At 51.1% G+C, this 15,588-nt stretch carries 12 protein-coding genes; 11 read left to right on the top strand and 1 reads right to left on the bottom strand.

Features of this window, described 5'->3' with window-relative positions; translation table 11 throughout:
- Positions 1 to 55: 55 nt before the first annotated feature.
- The 6 genes from MJZ26_03320 to MJZ26_03295 all read left to right on the top strand — a co-directional run bounded on the left by MJZ26_03320 (position 56) and on the right by MJZ26_03295 (position 8,564).
- Positions 56 to 214, top strand: a complete 159-nt coding sequence (locus tag MJZ26_03320; protein MCQ2104803.1) for a hypothetical protein — start codon at positions 56 to 58, stop codon at positions 212 to 214.
- On the top strand, positions 187 to 789 hold the full coding sequence (locus MJZ26_03315) for a hypothetical protein (GenBank protein ID MCQ2104802.1): 603 nt from the start codon (positions 187 to 189) through the stop codon (positions 787 to 789). Before MJZ26_03320 ends, MJZ26_03315 begins: the two co-directional genes overlap by 28 nt.
- Positions 790 to 1,193: 404 nt before the next feature.
- Complete coding sequence (locus tag MJZ26_03310) at positions 1,194 to 2,213, top strand: virulence RhuM family protein (protein ID MCQ2104801.1); 1,020 nt, start codon at positions 1,194 to 1,196, stop codon at positions 2,211 to 2,213.
- Positions 2,214 to 2,283: 70 nt separating this feature from the next.
- Positions 2,284 to 3,681 (top strand): hypothetical protein, encoded by a 1,398-nt coding sequence (locus MJZ26_03305; GenBank protein MCQ2104800.1) that lies wholly within the window; start codon positions 2,284 to 2,286, stop codon positions 3,679 to 3,681.
- 144 nt (positions 3,682 to 3,825) lie between these two features.
- Positions 3,826 to 5,706, top strand: a complete 1,881-nt coding sequence (locus MJZ26_03300; protein ID MCQ2104799.1) for an ATP-binding cassette domain-containing protein — start codon at positions 3,826 to 3,828, stop codon at positions 5,704 to 5,706.
- 146 nt (positions 5,707 to 5,852) lie between these two features.
- Positions 5,853 to 8,564, top strand: coding sequence for a cadherin-like domain-containing protein (locus MJZ26_03295; protein ID MCQ2104798.1), 2,712 nt, complete (start codon positions 5,853 to 5,855; stop codon positions 8,562 to 8,564).
- 219 nt (positions 8,565 to 8,783) lie between these two features.
- Here the strand turns inward: MJZ26_03295 and MJZ26_03290 are convergent, their stop codons facing one another.
- Positions 8,784 to 9,962 carry an acetate kinase gene (locus tag MJZ26_03290; protein ID MCQ2104797.1) on the bottom strand — a complete coding sequence of 393 codons (1,179 nt, stop codon included), beginning with the start codon at positions 9,960 to 9,962 and terminating at the stop codon, positions 8,784 to 8,786.
- A gap of 159 nt (positions 9,963 to 10,121) precedes the next feature.
- On the opposite strand from MJZ26_03290, the gene MJZ26_03285 reads away from it, so the two are divergent.
- The 5 genes from MJZ26_03285 to MJZ26_03265 all read left to right on the top strand — a co-directional run bounded on the left by MJZ26_03285 (position 10,122) and on the right by MJZ26_03265 (position 15,499).
- Positions 10,122 to 10,694: a phosphatase PAP2 family protein gene (locus tag MJZ26_03285; GenBank protein MCQ2104796.1), complete on the top strand. Its 573-nt coding sequence runs from the start codon at positions 10,122 to 10,124 to the stop codon at positions 10,692 to 10,694.
- A 69-nt stretch (positions 10,695 to 10,763) separates the two neighbouring features.
- Entirely contained in the window at positions 10,764 to 11,519 is a 756-nt protein-coding gene (locus MJZ26_03280) for a histidine phosphatase family protein (GenBank protein ID MCQ2104795.1), read from the top strand.
- Between the two features lie 348 nt (positions 11,520 to 11,867).
- Positions 11,868 to 12,878, top strand: a complete 1,011-nt coding sequence (locus MJZ26_03275; protein MCQ2104794.1) for an SIR2 family protein — start codon at positions 11,868 to 11,870, stop codon at positions 12,876 to 12,878.
- A gap of 133 nt (positions 12,879 to 13,011) precedes the next feature.
- The gene (locus MJZ26_03270; protein MCQ2104793.1) at positions 13,012 to 14,826 is read left to right on the top strand and encodes a carbohydrate-binding protein; all 1,815 of its coding nucleotides are present in this window, start codon (positions 13,012 to 13,014) and stop codon (positions 14,824 to 14,826) included.
- 166 nt (positions 14,827 to 14,992) lie between these two features.
- A complete protein-coding gene (locus MJZ26_03265; protein ID MCQ2104792.1) occupies positions 14,993 to 15,499 on the top strand; it encodes a hypothetical protein in 507 nt (168 codons plus the stop codon).
- Positions 15,500 to 15,588 lie beyond the last annotated feature (89 nt).

Below are 15,588 nucleotides of genomic sequence, written 5' to 3'. Positions count from 1 at the left end.
AACGGGTGTTCCCCATTTTGTAAATCAACCAAACACATCTGCGAAAGGAGTAACCATGGCTACAAAGTCTATTAGACCCTTGTCTCAAGCTACCGTTATCACCGCTGAAGATTTTGAACATGTGTGGAAGGTGATTAACAAGGTGCCTTCTGCAGCCGTCAAAAAGCGGATGGAAGAGGGCATGCAATGTTTACAGAAGGCGATGAAACTGTAAAAATTGAATTGAATGCGGAATCTTTCGCGCAACATTTTTTGCTAAAAAAATACTCTGGGGAAAACCCTGCAAGTTTCTGTTGTAAATACCAGCAGTATTCAAATTTTTTGACTGATTCTGCGGGGGCGTTTCAAGAAAAACATTTATCGACGACTTATATAGCCGTAAATCGATTAAATGGTGATATTGTGGCTTATATGTCGCTTGCTACTTCTTCCGCGCTTGTGTCCTCTAAAGACAAGAAATCCCTTGGCATTGAGATTAAGCCAATGGATAATATCCCTGCGATAAAGGTGACTCAATTAGCAGTTGACCAGTTGTATGCGCAACGATATAGGAATGTTGGAAAGAATATGATTTTTTTTGCTAGAATGCTTGCATGTCGATGTAGTGAAATTGCTGCATGTAGCATCTTAACTGTTGATGCAGATGTTGAAACGAACCTTGGTGTGGATCAGTTTTATGAAAAGTGCGGTTTTCAAAGACTAAAACGTGAAATATCGCAAAAAAGAAAACGCATTGGAAATGATGTTGCCTTAAAGACGATTCCAATGTGGTCTCCGCTATTTATATAGCGTTATGAAGAACTCTCACCACTGAATTTACCATTTTCTCTTTACTTACACCACTTCGCTTCCTTGGCTCGCTTAACGGCATTCATGCCGTATTCTGACATTTTGAAGGACAATCAATAAGAGCGGACCACGGCGCTTTTTTCTCTCAACACTGTCGAGAGTTTTTGTCAACAGTTGTTTGCAAAATGTAGTCCAAAAGAAAGAACGCTTGACAAAACCTTTGTCAATAAATGTATTCTCTGCGTAAATAGTTCAATAGATCCATAACGAGGTCCTCCCGACATAGGGGAAGCGAAGATGTTATGAGTCTTTTTTATTTGAGTGGTTATTGACAAATTTCTTTATCTAGTGTATATTTGTGCAGTAAACATCCGTAGTTATACGCTTGTCTACGGAAAGGAGAAATGATGGCCAATAGTATTCAAAAACAGTTGCAGTTCCTTATGTACAGCACTCCCGACGAAGATGTCAAGGTGAGTGCCTTGGTGAAGGATGAAACCATTTGGCTTACGCAAAAGGCCATGGGGGAACTGTTCAATGTTAATGTCCCGGCAATTTCAAAGCATTTGAAAAACATCTTTGACGAAGGTGAACTTCAGGAATGCGCAACTGTTTCCATTTTGGAAATAGTTCAAGAAGAAGGTTCTCGAAGTGTTAAACGAAATGTTGAATATTACAATCTCGATGCCATTATTTCTGTAGGTTATCGCATCAGTTCTGCTCGCGCAACGCAGTTCCGCATTTGGGCGACTGGCATTCTCAAGGAATATATCCGCAAGGGCTTTGTGTTGGACGATGAACGCCTGAAGCAGGGTGAAAACGCCTTTGGTGCAGACTATTTCCGTGAATTGCTGGAACGAGTACGTTCGATCCGTGCAAGCGAACGTAGGATTTGGCAGCAGATTACTGATATTTTTGCTGAATGCAGTTTTGACTACAATAAGGATTCCGAAATCACCAAGGAATTCTATGCGACCGTCCAGAACAAGTTCCACTTTGCGATTACTGGGCAGACCGCTGCAGAAATTGTCGCTGCTAACGCCGATGCATCCAAGGAACACATGGGGCTTTTGACATGGAAAAACTCACCTGATGGTCGCGTGCTGAAAAGCGATGTCGCTATAGCCAAGAACTATCTGACCGAAAAGGAGATCAGAAGGCTGGAGCGTCTTGTGAGCGGCTTTTTTGATTATGTAGAAGACTTGATTGAAAGAGAAATCCCGTTTACTATGCAACAGTTTGCCGGTGCTGTAAATGAGTTCCTGGAGTTCCGTAAGTACCAGGTTCTTGATGGCAAAGGAAAAATTTCTCACGAGCAGGCGGAACGCAAGGCCTTCGCTGAGTATGACGTTTTCAACAAGACGCAAAAGATTGAATCTGACTTTGACAAACTTGTGAAGAAAACGAATAAAGGGCGGCGATAAGAGCGGACCACGGCGGATCTTTTTTGTCCGTGCGTTTGCTTTTTGATAAAAATAAGTTACTTTACCTAGCATGATGCGATATTTGTCTCTGCTTGGCGTTGCTGCGTCTCTGTTCTATTTTTCGGGCTGTTCCGATACCTTAGAATCTATGCAGGGTTGCGATGCGGGCAATCCCCGCTGTACCGAGGTGGCCGATGATGGTTCGGTCAACGGTTCATCTCCCAGTGGTTCTGTCTCCAGCTCGTCTTCTGCAAAGTCGTCGGTAGAATGCCTGCCTAATTCCATTTGGTGTGCCAATGGGGGCTACAAGTTCGCGCGTCAGCCGGGTTTTAGCTATTCGGATGCAGACATCTGGAGCTACTATACAGATGCCGTAGACGGTGGCGCCTCTGTTCTCCAGTGGCCTGTGCCCGAGAGCATTGGCTTTATCAACAAGGTGGTGGAGGCTTGCGATGGTTTTTGCCTGAACTTTTCTTTGGTACGTGGTAAGGCAAGCTATGAAGCCTATGTTGGTGCTGAAGTCGCTGTGGCAGGTGCTTCCGAATCCGGCGACGTGCCGATGGATGTCGTTGCCTGGAAGGGCCTTTGCATTGATTACCAGTCCGATGTAAATCTGACAATGGAACTTGGCCTGGGTGCTAGTGGAGACAAGTGGGTGGATTATGACTTGCCCAATGTGGTTCTTCCTATTTCAAAGGGCGAAACCGCCTGCTTTACATGGGATAAGTTCCGCCAGTATGGTTGGAGCAAGGTCCGTATGTCGGGCAAGGATGCCGCCGCTGTGCTTGTCAAGGTCAAGTTCAAGATCCAGGGCATGGATGGAGTTCGCGGAAACTTTGTCGTAAGGTCCATCGGTGTAAATCCGGATGAAATCATTTCCGGCGGTTCCCCCAGTTTGGAAAGTTCTAGTTCCTCGATGGTGATCGATCAATCTTTCATCGGAAAACTAACTGGCGGAAGTTACCTCAGCTGGCTTGGTTCTGATGCCGTATACCAGATTGATACGGACCTCGATTGCGGTACAGAAACATCGGGATACTGGTATGTTTATGACGATGCTGTTGATGGTGGCGCGTCCAAGATTGTATGGCCTGTTGAACGTGGCAATGAATATTCTGACGAAGCCTTTGATCCGGTTATTGATTATTGCGGGGGAATTTGCGGTACTTTCGTGCTGGACAAAGGTTTCTTGGACTACAATCCAATGGTCGGTGTGGCATTCAATGTTGCCGGCGTTGATTATGATAATCGCGTTGAGGCTGCTGATGCATCTCTGTGGGGAGGTTTATGTATTGCGTACAAGTCTACTGCTGTTGCCTTTTTGGAAATAGTGCCGACAGATGAGGTTGAAAAAACGCTGGGCTATGATATTCCATTTGTCACCTTGTCTAAAGTAGGTTCAAATGATGTTGCCGTAAGGTGCTTTGAATGGGATAAGTTTAAGCAGGCCGGATGGGGGCCGCGGTAGAATGACTGGTCCCGAGGTTGCGGCTCAGCTTGCGACGGTTCGATTCAAGATTCAGTCTTCTAGTGGCTCGTCGGGCGATTTCAATGTTATGTACATAGGCAGCTTTAAATAGGCTAGGGCGTTTTGATTTTTTAAATTTGTTTCATGCCAATTTTATCTGCACAGAACATTCTTTTGCGTCTTGGCGGGTCTGCCCCGCTGTTGGACAACGTTTCCTTTGACATCGAGGCCGGTGACCGCATTTGCCTGGTGGGCCGCAATGGCGAGGGAAAGTCGACGCTTCTCAAGGTTCTGACAGGCGAGATGGAGTACAATTCCGGCGATGTGGTCAAGCGGACAGGCCTTCGCGTGAGCCGCATGATCCAGGAGATTCCCGCCCATATCGACGGTACGGTCCGCGATATCGTGATGGGGAAGGTTGCCGCCGGAAGTTCTGCCGGATGGACTGGCGCTGTAGACGGCTCCGGCGAAGATGGCCATCATGATTCCGCTGCCGAGGCGATCCTTGGCAAGACGGGGATTGATGCGGACGCGCCCTACGATAGCTTGAGCGGTGGCCAGAAGCGCCGCGTGCTTTTTGCCCGCGCCGTGGCCGAGGACCCGGACCTGCTTTTGCTGGACGAACCTACCAACCATCTCGACATTCCCGCTATCCAGTGGCTGGAGGGTATCGTTACCCGCCTGAATTGTGCAGTGATGTTCGTGAGCCATGACCGCGCCTTTGTGCGTCGCGTGGCCAACCGTATTTTTGAACTGGACCGCGGCCGTGTTCGCAGTTGGGATTTTCCTTACGACAAGTTCGTGCAGTTCCGCGACCAGGCCCTGGCCGAAGAAGAAAAGGCCAACGCCCTCTTCGACAAGCGCCTCGCCGAAGAGGAAGTGTGGATCCGCAAGGGCATACAGGCCCGACGTACCCGTAACGAGGGCCGCGTCCGCGCTCTTATCAAGATGCGCCAGGAACGTGCGGAACGTCGCGTGCGTACCGGCAATGTGAACATGCAGATTACGGAGGCGGAACGTTCCGGCCGCATGGTGGCCCGCCTTACCGGCGTTACCTACAGTTACGATGGCGCCCCGCTGATCAATGATTTTTCTACCGAGGTGAGCCGCGGTGACCGCATTGGCATTGTGGGCCCCAACGGTTCCGGCAAGACAACCTTGCTTAAGCTGATCCTTGGGGAGCTCAAGCCCGAGGCTGGCGAGGTTCGCCTGGGTTCCAACCTGGAGATTGCCTACTTCGACCAGATGCGTACCCGCCTGCGCGAAGACAAGAGCCTTATCGAAAACATCGGCGACGGCCAGGCTTATATTACCTTGAACGGCGTCAAGCGCCATGTGTTAAGTTATCTGCAAGATTTCCTTTTTTCTGCGGATAGGGCGCGCGGGCCGATCAGCGCCTTGTCGGGCGGTGAACGAAACCGCCTGCTTTTGGCATGCCTCTTCAGCCATCCCAGTAACGTCTTGGTTCTTGACGAACCGACCAACGATCTGGATATGGAAACCTTGGATTTGTTGGCGGAACTTTTGGCGGAGTACAAGGGTACCGTTCTTACCGTAAGTCACGACCGCGCCTTCCTTGACTCTGTGGCCACAGGCATTTTAGCCATCGAGGAGGATGGTAACATCTTCGAGGCCGTGGGCGGTTACAGTGACTATGAGGCCAACAAGAAGATGCGAGACAAGGAAGCCGCTAACGCCGCCAGGCTTGCCGCCGAAAAGGCTGCCGCTTCCCAGGCCCGTTCCGCGGGTAGCGTCTCTTCCGCTGCGAACTCGGATTCCGCCCCGGGCGCCGCTCCTGTCAAGAAAAAGAAGCGCAGCTATAACGAGGAGCGCGAATACGCCGCCCTCCCCGAAAAGATCGAACAGCTTGAATCCGAGATCGCTGAACGTCAGACGGAGCTCTCCAAGCCGGAGGTATTTACGAACGCCGCCCGTATTGTAGAGCTCCAGAAGGAGATCTCGGACCGCGAGGCGGCCCTCGAAAAGGCGTACGAACGCTACGAGGAGCTGGATTCCTTGGGATAATTTCCGCCCCTCTCAAAAAAGGGGCGAAAATAGGGGCTATTTTGCCCCATCTTTGAGAGGGAGGTCTTGAGCCCCCCTTGCTTTTTATATAAGGCTTTTATTATAATTATCTTATATAATCCTGGGATTAGGAAAGAGAGGCCTATATGATTAAGAAATTTGCTACCCTGGCATTCGGTTTACTTGCCAGTTATGCATCCGCAGCCACTGCCGTGGTGTGGACCAACGAAGACGGCGTAAAGGTTGACAAGGCTCCTGCCTACTCCTTTACCTTCAAGTACGGTACTGGTGCCGCCATCGATACTACCAATGTGAACGGCGCTGTCGTTATCGACTTTACTGCCAAGGCTGGCAAGACTAGCAATGGCGCCGGCTATGGCATTGGCTGGGAACAGACCTGCAATGCGGACTATTCCTCCTGTAAGGATACTCCCATCAGCCTGTCTGCCTATAAGGGCGTTTGCATGACCTACAAGGCCGAAATGCCTTTCCGCGTAGACTTCAAGCAGTCTACCATTACCGACGACAACTACTATGGCATGGAAATCCCGGCTGCAACCGGATTCCGCAAGACCTTCATCGCCTTCTCTGAACTGACTCAGGGCTGGAAGTCCACCACTACCGTGGCATGGAATGCTACCAAGCAGACCGGCGTTCAGATTGGCTTCAAGAACACCCACGCCACTGTGGATGCTGGCACCAACGAAGTTCAGATTGCAAGCTTCATTCTGGCCGACGAATGCGTGACCCACGCTCCGGAACTGGTCGCTCCCTATACCTCCGGCGAAGGCTCTGAAACCCTTAACGAAGGCGATACCCTCAAGCTGGACATGAGCAAGATGTTCACCGACGAGGATGGCGACGATCTGAAGATTACCGTGAAGATCGTGAACGACGGCGTCAAGGCTGTGGCTCTTGCCGGTACCGATACCGTTTTCAATCAGAACAGTGTCATCAAGCTGGTGACAACCCCCAACCCCAAGAACGGTGCAGTCGTAAGCATTACCGCAACCGACCCCACCAAGAAGACCGCCTCCTATACTCTGACTGTTGACGCTATCGACCGCGAAAATGCTCCGGTTGCCGTTAACGATTCCTACGAGACCGACGAAGAGGTTGCTCTCAAGGTTGCTGTAAAGAATAGCGTGCTGGCCAACGACTACGATGCCGACGGCGACGAGTTTGTGATTGGCACTGTTGGCGATGTGGAACACGGCGTACTTGCATTCGATACCGACCTGGGTACCTTTACCTACACTCCCGAAAAGGACTTCTACGGCGAAGATTCCTTCACCTATACTGTTGTTGAAGTTGGCGGTACCAAGGAAAGTGCTCCGGCTACCGTTACCATCAAGGTGAACAACGTCGACGACCCGGCTGTGGTTGAAGTCGTTGATCCTGCTATCACGGTTGGCGGCGAAGCTGCTGCTATCGGTGATACCATCCCGCTCCTTGAAGACTTCGAAGAAATTGCTATCAAGATTCCTACCGCAGGTGTTGTGTTTAGCGACCCCGACGGCGAAGCCAACCTGACCATAGGCGCAAAGCTCAAGGGCGACAAGGTTGTTACTCTGGACTATGTCAAGCTCGCTAGCAGCTATGTAATCCAGGTGGCTCCGGTTGCCGATGCCTCCGGCCTTGCCGAAGTGATCCTCTATGCAGCCGAAGGTAAAGATACTGTAAGCGTCAGTGTCTTCCTGAATGTTGTTCCGGTCAAGGACAATCCGGTTGCCGTTGCCGATGCCTACAAGGTTATCCAGGATTCTCTCAATGTTATCGATGCCAAGAAGGGCGTTCTTGCTAACGACTACAATCCCGATGGCGCGTCCGTTCTGGGTGCTGCCGTCGTAGACGACGTTAAGCACGGTACCCTTGAATTCAAGGTGGATGGCTCCTTTACCTATGAATCCGAAGCTGGCTACGAAGGCGAAGATTCCTTCACCTACTACAACGCCAACGCTGTGGGCGATGCTTCCGACACTGTCGAAGTCATCCTGACTGTTCTTTACAAGAACCACGCTCCCGAGATTGTGGCTGAAATCCTCGACACCCTTGGTAACAGCCTCTCTGCCCTCACCGAAGACTTTACCACCATCAAGAAGTTCGCCAAGCTGGATGTCCTTAGCTGGTTCGTCGACGATTCCGACAAGGCAGCCGACCTCAAGATTACTGTCCGCAGCGACGACAGCCTGCTGGCTCCCTCCATGTCCTCTGGCGCAATCCTTGTGAAGTCCGTACGTAACGCTTGCGGTGAAGCTAAGGTTATTGTTACCGCAACCGATACTCAGGGCGCATCTACCGATCTTGAAATCCCGGCTGTGATTGCTTGCACCAACGACAAGCCCGTTGCTCTTAACGATACCATCTATGTGGGTACTGAAGACTGGAGTCTGGATGTAGACCTGTACGACGTAATCATGGATCCGGATGGCGACACCTTGACCTTCGAAGTGTCTGCTACCAAGAATGCCGACGAAGCTCTTGAATGGACCGTCAAGGACAACATGATTAGCATCGTCCCGAAGGCCGACGCCATCTTGCTGGAAAACTACATCATGGCCTTCAGCGTGAAGGGCACCGACGCTACCACCTATGCAACTGCAAAGCTGATCCTGATTGTGGGTGACGATCCGAGAGATACCACCAACGCAATCCGCCCGGTTGTCGCATCTCCCAAGATGGGCTGGCAGCAGGCCATTATGGCTAACCGCGGTGCAGCAGTAATGATGGATGTTCAGGGCCGCGTTATGTGGAAGCGCCGCCTGCCGGTAAGCGCCGACGAAGTCCGCGCCGCTGCAGACAGCTTCCAGGGCCGCAAGGTTCTCCGTGTGAACAACCAGACCTTCACCATCAAGTAATTGAAAGTTGAACCGGAATGCTCCGGATCAACAACTAAAAAGAGACTCCCGCGGGGGAGCCTCTTTTTTTAGATCCATCTGTTATTTAGTCTCAATCGCTTGTTAACGAAAACGTTAACTAATACCTTTGAGAAAACGCCAAAAACGCAATCATTGGTTAACGAAATCGTTAACTAATGGTAAAACGTTTTACCGGCCAGCGAGCTAGAATCCTTTAACCTATTTTACCAGTTCTTCGGTATCGAGGGCGATAAGCAGTTCTTCGTTGGTTGCAACGACCATTGCAGCGGGAGTGCCGTCCTTAGAGATGATGTGGCCGGATTCCTTGCCGCTCTTGTTGTTGCGATCTTCGTCGATCTGGTAGCCGAGAAGTGCCAGGTTTTCCATCACGGTCTTGCGGACCAGCATGCTGTTTTCGCCGATGCCGCCGGTAAAGACCAGGGCGTCGATGCGGGGCAGTGCCATGGCGATGCCGCCGATTTCGCGGGCCAGCTTGTAGCAGAAGGTTTCAAGAGCAATCTGTGCGCCGACGTGGCCTTCGCTTGCAGCCTGGGTCAGGGTACGCATGTCATTGCTTAAGCCGGAAAGACCCAGAAGGCCGGATTCCTTGTTCACCATCTTGTCGAGACGGTCGATGTCGTAGCCGTACTTCTTGCTGATGTAGAAGAGAATTGCCGGGTCGATGGAGCCGGAGCGGGTGCCCATGATGAGGCCGTCCAGCGGGGTGAAGCCCATGGTGGTGTCGGCGCACTTGCCGTTGAGAATGGCGGAGCAGCTGGAACCGTTACCGAGGTGTGCGGTAATGAGGCAGCAGTCTTCCGGCTTCTTGCCGAGGATGGCGGCTGCTTCGGCTGTGACGAAGCGGTGGCTGGTGCCGTGGAAACCGTAACGGCGGATGGCGTCGGATTCGTAGAACTTGTAGGGGATGCCATAGAGGAATGCCTTACGGGGCATGGTCTGGTGGAAGGCGGTGTCGAATACGGCAACCTGCTTGTCCTTGAGGCTCGGGAAGAACTTCATGGCGCATTCCATACCGGTGGCGTGTGCAGGTTCGTGGAGCGGGGCGAACAGGACGATGCTACGGATGTAGTCGATCACATCCTGGGTCACCTTTTCGCTCTTGATGTACTTACCGCCGTGCACCACGCGATGGCCGATGGCTTCGATGGTGTCGGTGAGCTTCTGTTCGTCCAGGAACTTCTTTACCTGGTCCACAGCTTCGGCGTGGGTGGGGCAGTCGAAGTTGAAGTCGATCTTGCCTTCAGGGCCCTTGGCCTTGGTGTGGCCGTTAACGCCGATGTTTTCCACGAGGCCGCTGGCAATGGATTCCTTGGTCTTTGTATCGATGACGGCAAACTTCACAGAAGAGCTGCCGCAGTTTAAAACGAGTACACGCATTTTTACCTCTATAATTATGAAAATCTCTTGGAAGTAGGAAGTGGGCAAGGCGGTTGGCTTCGGCTAAACCTAAAGTACTCGTGTTGGGCAGGTCCTGCTTCGACGATATTATCGTAAAATTAGGAAAAAGCCTCCTCAAAATTTTGTAAATTTGGCCCAATGTTTAAGAGAATCCAAAGATTTGACGAAAGTGTCTCCCTCTATTGGTATTGGAAGAATAGGCACTTTTCCGAAAAGACCAAGAAGTTCCTGCGCTCCTATGTGCGCCTGGGAGATGGTTACGTTTGGATTATCTTTGCCATTGTACTTTTCATTCATATCGGTTGGCGAGCCTTTATCCCGGTGGTGATGGAAGCTGCCATTGTAACTGGAATTACCCTGGGCCTTTATGAGCTTATCAAGCTTTCGGTAAAGCGCCCCCGTCCCTTCGTGGTGATTGACTCCATCAAGCCTGATGTGCCGCCCATGGACGAATTCAGTTTCCCCAGTGGCCACACTATGAACAACTTTGCGGTGGCCATGACCATGACTGCTGCAATGCCCTACTATGGCTGGGTCATGCTTTTGTTCCCCATGAGCTGGGGGCTGTTGCGCGTGTACTTTGGAGTGCACTGGCTTACCGATATTATCGGCGGATTCCTGCTTGGCATTGTCTGCTTCGGCATTACCCACACCATATGGCATTTCCTGTCGCCGGTGCTTGCTGACCTGCTGCCCATGCTGGTGTTCTAGCCGGCGTTGAGCTGTGAGATGTAATGGAACGTTCCCGGACCGAGTCCGGGATTTTTTATTCTTTCGGACATGAACAAGTATGTTGCTGCGTCTGAGTTTTTCGGGAGTCTTGAGCCCGACGAAAGAGTTATCCTGCTATTGCGTCATGGCGAACGCCGCCATATAACGCCCGCGGATACAGACAGCGGGGCCCACGTTGGCCTTACGGACCGGGGGCGCCAACAGGGCTACGACCTGGGTGTTGCCATAGGTCCTGGTGTGGCGGGCTCTGTGTATCACGACGCGGTGTACTTCAGTAGCCCTGTGGGCCGTTGTGTAGAAACGGCCCAGCGGATCGGCCAGGGCCGTGAGTCCGCCGGCGCCCCCGCAGCGCCGGAGGTAAAAATCCTGGATTGCCTGGGCGATTACTTTGTGCAAAATTACGATGAATACCTCAAGACACTCAACGAGAACTTCTATCCGAATATCTGCCAGTGGATTTCCGCAGGCGAGCATCCGGCATTCTATCCATTGTCGGGCCGCGCCGAGGAGATGTTCCGCATGATGCTTCAGAAGATGGATGACCCTGCCTCCTACGCAGAATTCAACCTCCCGAAACCGCCCCGTTATGGCATTTTCTGCAGTCATGACGCCTGGATAGTTCCGTGTCTAAAGCATTTCTGTGGATTCAAGTTCACGCCGCAGCAGTGGATGAACTTCCTGTCGGGCGTGGCCTTTGTGTTGGGCCCCTCCACTCCGGACGATACCACCAAAATCGCGGCTTCCGCCGTATGCAAGCGCCTCGTCCCCATCACGGCCCTTGCCGACGGCAACCTCTATTTCTAGCGAGATTGCCTCGAAATCCGTCTACATATCGGCCTTTTTTCAAATTTTATGTCACCAAAGAAAACAGAACATCTTTTTAGTGACAATTTTTACATATAAATTAAACAAAAAGTTCGTTTAAAACGAAAATTGTTGCCACTGAAAATGCAAAATGGTCTGCTTGGTGACAAATTTTTTTGAAGAAGTTTAATAAAAAACGTCAATTTGCAAAAATTGAGTACATACAAATTAAATTTTATGCTACTAAATCAAAATTTTTGTGAAATTAGTGACAATTTTCTCTAAAAAGTTGATTTTCTGATTGAATCTTCCTGCTCGTTTCCGGCAAAAATATCGTACATTCATGGTATGAGTGATTTTTTTCAGAAAGCGCCTGGCGTATATCGCCGCATCTTTGTTCTAGGGTCTGGCTTCAGCAAATCCTTTTGCCCCGCCATGCCTACTCTTCGGGACCTGAATGAGCTGATCCCCTTTGGCATTCCCGACGAGTTCCCTCATTTCAGGGACTACTGCAGGAACTTTCTGGATATCTGCAACGGTCAGCGGGAATACCTGAACATCGAGACCTTGGCAACCTCCATTCTGTCTGCCCAGATTTTCCCGGGAGAACGGGAACGCCTTTACCATTCCTCCCTCCGTTTCGAGATGCTCCGTTTTATCGCCAGCACCATCCGCAACAATGAGCAGGCGGGTGGATCCGCTTTGGACTCCGACGCGGCGGCGGTTCTGAACAAGTTCCTGGCTGGTTGCGTCAACAGCCCCTCTGATGGCGTCCGGGACACGCTGCTCCTCAGCTTCAATTACGATACCATTATCGAGAACGCCATTGCCGCCGATCCGGAACTTTCATCCCGGGCGGTGGTGGATTATGGCGTCCGCATCGATCCGGCGGACCGTTCCGCAGTCCGTTCCCGTGGTGACCGCACCATCGACCTCATAAAGCTTCATGGATCCTTGAACTGGTTCCCTCTCAAGGGCGTTTCCGACACCTTGGACCTCCGTAACGTATGCCAGGTGGAACCCTGTGATCGCAGTTTCCCCATTTATTGCGAAGATACCCCTATCTACATTCCCATGGCCCATGCAAAAGAGAGCTTCCTCAGGGGAAGTTTGTTCAATCTACTCTGGAGCAAGGCCGATTATTACCTGAAAAATGCCGAAGAAATCTATTTCGTTGGCTATGGATTCCCGAAATCCGACATAAACAACCTGGAATTCCTGCTCCGCCATCGTGAACGTTTCAAAAAGGTGGTGGTTTTTGAACCTTCCGACCATCCGGACTTGATGCGCCTCCAGAATTTGCTGGGGCCCTCCCTGGTCTGTTGCCAGGACGCCAAAGATTTCCTGGCTGCGCTGTGATTTCTGGTTGTAACTTTTAGTAAGCCTTTGTTGTAATGGGCTACAACGGAAGCTTTCTTAGCCTTATTCCATTTTGGAGTACCTTACATATATTATAGGTTACTAGGGATTTTCTAGGGATAAGGAAGTGTTTATGAAGAAGTACAATTTTACTGGTAAGGTTGCCCTGGCCGCTGTGGCCGCCTCTTGCGCCTTTACCGTTGCCCAGGCACAGGAAATCGCCACTTGGGCCGGTTTCCGCACAGCTGCGGCAAATTTCACTTTTGATGATGGTGCTCCCAGCCATGTGAGCGATGCGGGCCCCCTGTTCGACAAGTATGGTTACAAGGCCACCTTCAACGTGGTGGTGAACTGGAATCCTAACTGGAGCGGTTTCCAGAACATGGCCAAGAACGGTCACGAAATCGCAAGCCACAGTAACACCCACGGGCAGAATATGCAGGGTGAAGAAGCCTCTTCCAAGCAGGCTATCCAGAGCAAGATTACCCAGGACTACGGCTGCCTTGTTGTGGCCTACCCCAACTGTAATGTTCCTAGCCAGTCTGCAGTGAATCAGAACTACATTGCCGGTCGTATTTGTAACGGTTCCTGGCAGGGTGGCTCCGATATCATGGGCAAGAATGGTCCTAACGATTGGACCAAGGTTTCTGCCATCATGACGGGTTCCGAAGGTTCCATCAAGAGCACTAACGACTTTACCGGTCAGATGCAGAAGGCTATTCAGCAGGGTGGCTGGGTGGCATTCCTGACTCATGGTTTCTCCGGCAAGAACAACGGAAACGCTACTTATTCTCCTACCGATATCAGCGCCATTGAAGGCGCTCTCCAGTGGGCTAAGCAGAACGATTCCAAGATCTGGGTCACGACCATGCGTAGCACCGTCATGTACATCAAGGAACGTAACGCTTCCAAGATCGAGGCCGTTTCTTCCGCTGCCGCAGGCACCATGGCCTTCAAGCTGACTCACAATATTGCAGACAACGTTTCCAAGTACGATTATCCTCTTTCTATCCGCGTCAAGAATTCCAACAACTGGACCAAGGTTTCTGCCATGCAGGGCAGCAAGGCTATCGACGCTTCCATCAGCGATGGCTACATCTACTTTGACGCCGTGCCCAACGGTGGCGACATCGTGCTGTCTTCCGACGGCGCTGCTGTCACTCCCGGTAGCTCCTCTAGTGAAACTCCCGCTTCCAGCAGCTCCGCTGCCGAGGCAAAGCCCTTCAAGGGCGCAATCGCAGTTCCCGGTACCGTTGAAGCCGAAAACTACGACGTGAACGCATTCAGCCATTCCAATCCCGAGAACGAAGCTCCGGATTACCGCAGCGATAACGCAGGCATTGTGAAGGGTGCTTCCGGCTATGCCGTTGGTTACACTACCGCAGGCGACTACTTCGAATACACTCTGGATGTGAAGTCTGCCGGCAAGTACAAGGTCGCTGTGAACGGCGCCACCGGTAACGCATCCGCAGGCACTGTCACTGTTGCTGTTGGCTCCAGCAGTACAGATGTGACCGTCAAGAATTTGGGGGATTGGGATACCTATTCCGAATCCGAGGGCGACGAGATTCAGCTTGCCGCGGGCAAGCAGACTCTCCGTCTGACAATCAACAACGACAACCTGAACGTAGACTGGATCAAGCTTACGGGTGATGGCACCGCCAATCCGGTTGTAACTCCCGGCGAAAATCAAGGTCAGGAGCCCGGCAACGTTCCCGGTGGCGACGATGGTACCGCCATCAAGCCGATCCGTCTTGAGGTTGCTTCCGGCATGGTCAAGTGTCAGGTGTTCGACATGAACGGCCAGCTGGTAAAATCCGTCAATGTGGCAGCCGGCGCTACCCGCGAAGTCTGGAACCGCGCTCAGGCGGGTCTCTCCGCAGGCATGTACATCATGCGCTACGGCCAGGCAGGCAAGGCCATGCAGACTGTTCGCGTCCGCAAGTAACTTGCCGGCCCCGCAGCTCTTGCCGCAGAATTTTTAAAAATATTCATCTCTCATACTACCTTGTACCGCCCCCTAGCAGACGCTGCCTGGGGGCATTTTTATGGGCTTTTTTACGTTGTTTTTGTATATTTTCGTTAGATGCAATGAACATTTTTGGAGGTTAGATATGAGGCAATTTGCTGTTGCCATTTTGTTTGCCCTTTGCTTTGTTGTGGCTTGCTTTGCTACAACATCAGTTTCAGTAGGTACAAGCTTGTCCAGTCGTGGAATGGTAAATGTGGAGCAGACTTTCCTGAACGACAAGTTTGCCGTAGGTGCAAGCTTTAATGGTATTGATGATGATTTTCTTTTTCTTGGAGTCAATGTTTCCTGGCATCCTATGGGCTTGAATGGGCCGTACTTGTATCATTCCTCCCAGTGGGTACATGACTTGAATTCCACATGGAATGAACATCACAGACATTATGAAGATCACTCCAACTTTTGGCGGCTGATGTTTGGTGCTGGCTTTCAGCAGATGTTCTTTAAGCACTTTGGCGCCTATGCTGAGATTGGCTTCCATTTCTTTGCTGGTCAGGGCGGTTACTACACCAATCTGGATACAGACAATGCCTATCTGGATAATGAAGCCCTTGTGTTTCCCCTTGGCTTTGGTTTAATGTTCCCGTTCTAGATTGAACACGATATAAAAAAGGCGGTGGAAAGGAGGTCTGACTCCAAATTCCATCGCCTTTGTTTGCGCCTTCGGCGCCTACATTCGGA

The sequence above is a fragment of the Fibrobacter sp. genome, from assembly GCA_024398965.1.
Taxonomy (GTDB): domain Bacteria; phylum Fibrobacterota; class Fibrobacteria; order Fibrobacterales; family Fibrobacteraceae; genus Fibrobacter.
Note: the sequence above shows the minus strand (reverse complement) of the source record. Positions and strands in the feature narration are given on the sequence as shown.

What these genes read in the sequence shown, in the direction of transcription:
- MJZ26_03300 (MCQ2104799.1), top strand. Translation starts at nt 3,826, where the DNA reads ATGCCAATTTTATCTGCACAGAACATTCTTTTGCGTCTTGGCGGGTCT.
- MJZ26_03275 (MCQ2104794.1), top strand. Translation starts at nt 11,868, where the DNA reads ATGAGTGATTTTTTTCAGAAAGCGCCTGGCGTATATCGCCGCATCTTT.
- MJZ26_03295 (MCQ2104798.1), top strand. Translation starts at nt 5,853, where the DNA reads ATGATTAAGAAATTTGCTACCCTGGCATTCGGTTTACTTGCCAGTTAT.
- MJZ26_03285 (MCQ2104796.1), top strand. Translation starts at nt 10,122, where the DNA reads ATGTTTAAGAGAATCCAAAGATTTGACGAAAGTGTCTCCCTCTATTGG.
- MJZ26_03310 (MCQ2104801.1), top strand. Translation starts at nt 1,194, where the DNA reads ATGATGGCCAATAGTATTCAAAAACAGTTGCAGTTCCTTATGTACAGC.
- MJZ26_03305 (MCQ2104800.1), top strand. Translation starts at nt 2,284, where the DNA reads ATGATGCGATATTTGTCTCTGCTTGGCGTTGCTGCGTCTCTGTTCTAT.
- MJZ26_03315 (MCQ2104802.1), top strand. Translation starts at nt 187, where the DNA reads ATGTTTACAGAAGGCGATGAAACTGTAAAAATTGAATTGAATGCGGAA.
- MJZ26_03270 (MCQ2104793.1), top strand. Translation starts at nt 13,012, where the DNA reads ATGAAGAAGTACAATTTTACTGGTAAGGTTGCCCTGGCCGCTGTGGCC.
- MJZ26_03290 (MCQ2104797.1), bottom strand. Translation starts at nt 9,962, where the DNA reads ATGCGTGTACTCGTTTTAAACTGCGGCAGCTCTTCTGTGAAGTTTGCC.
- MJZ26_03280 (MCQ2104795.1), top strand. Translation starts at nt 10,764, where the DNA reads ATGAACAAGTATGTTGCTGCGTCTGAGTTTTTCGGGAGTCTTGAGCCC.
- MJZ26_03265 (MCQ2104792.1), top strand. Translation starts at nt 14,993, where the DNA reads ATGAGGCAATTTGCTGTTGCCATTTTGTTTGCCCTTTGCTTTGTTGTG.
- MJZ26_03320 (MCQ2104803.1), top strand. Translation starts at nt 56, where the DNA reads ATGGCTACAAAGTCTATTAGACCCTTGTCTCAAGCTACCGTTATCACC.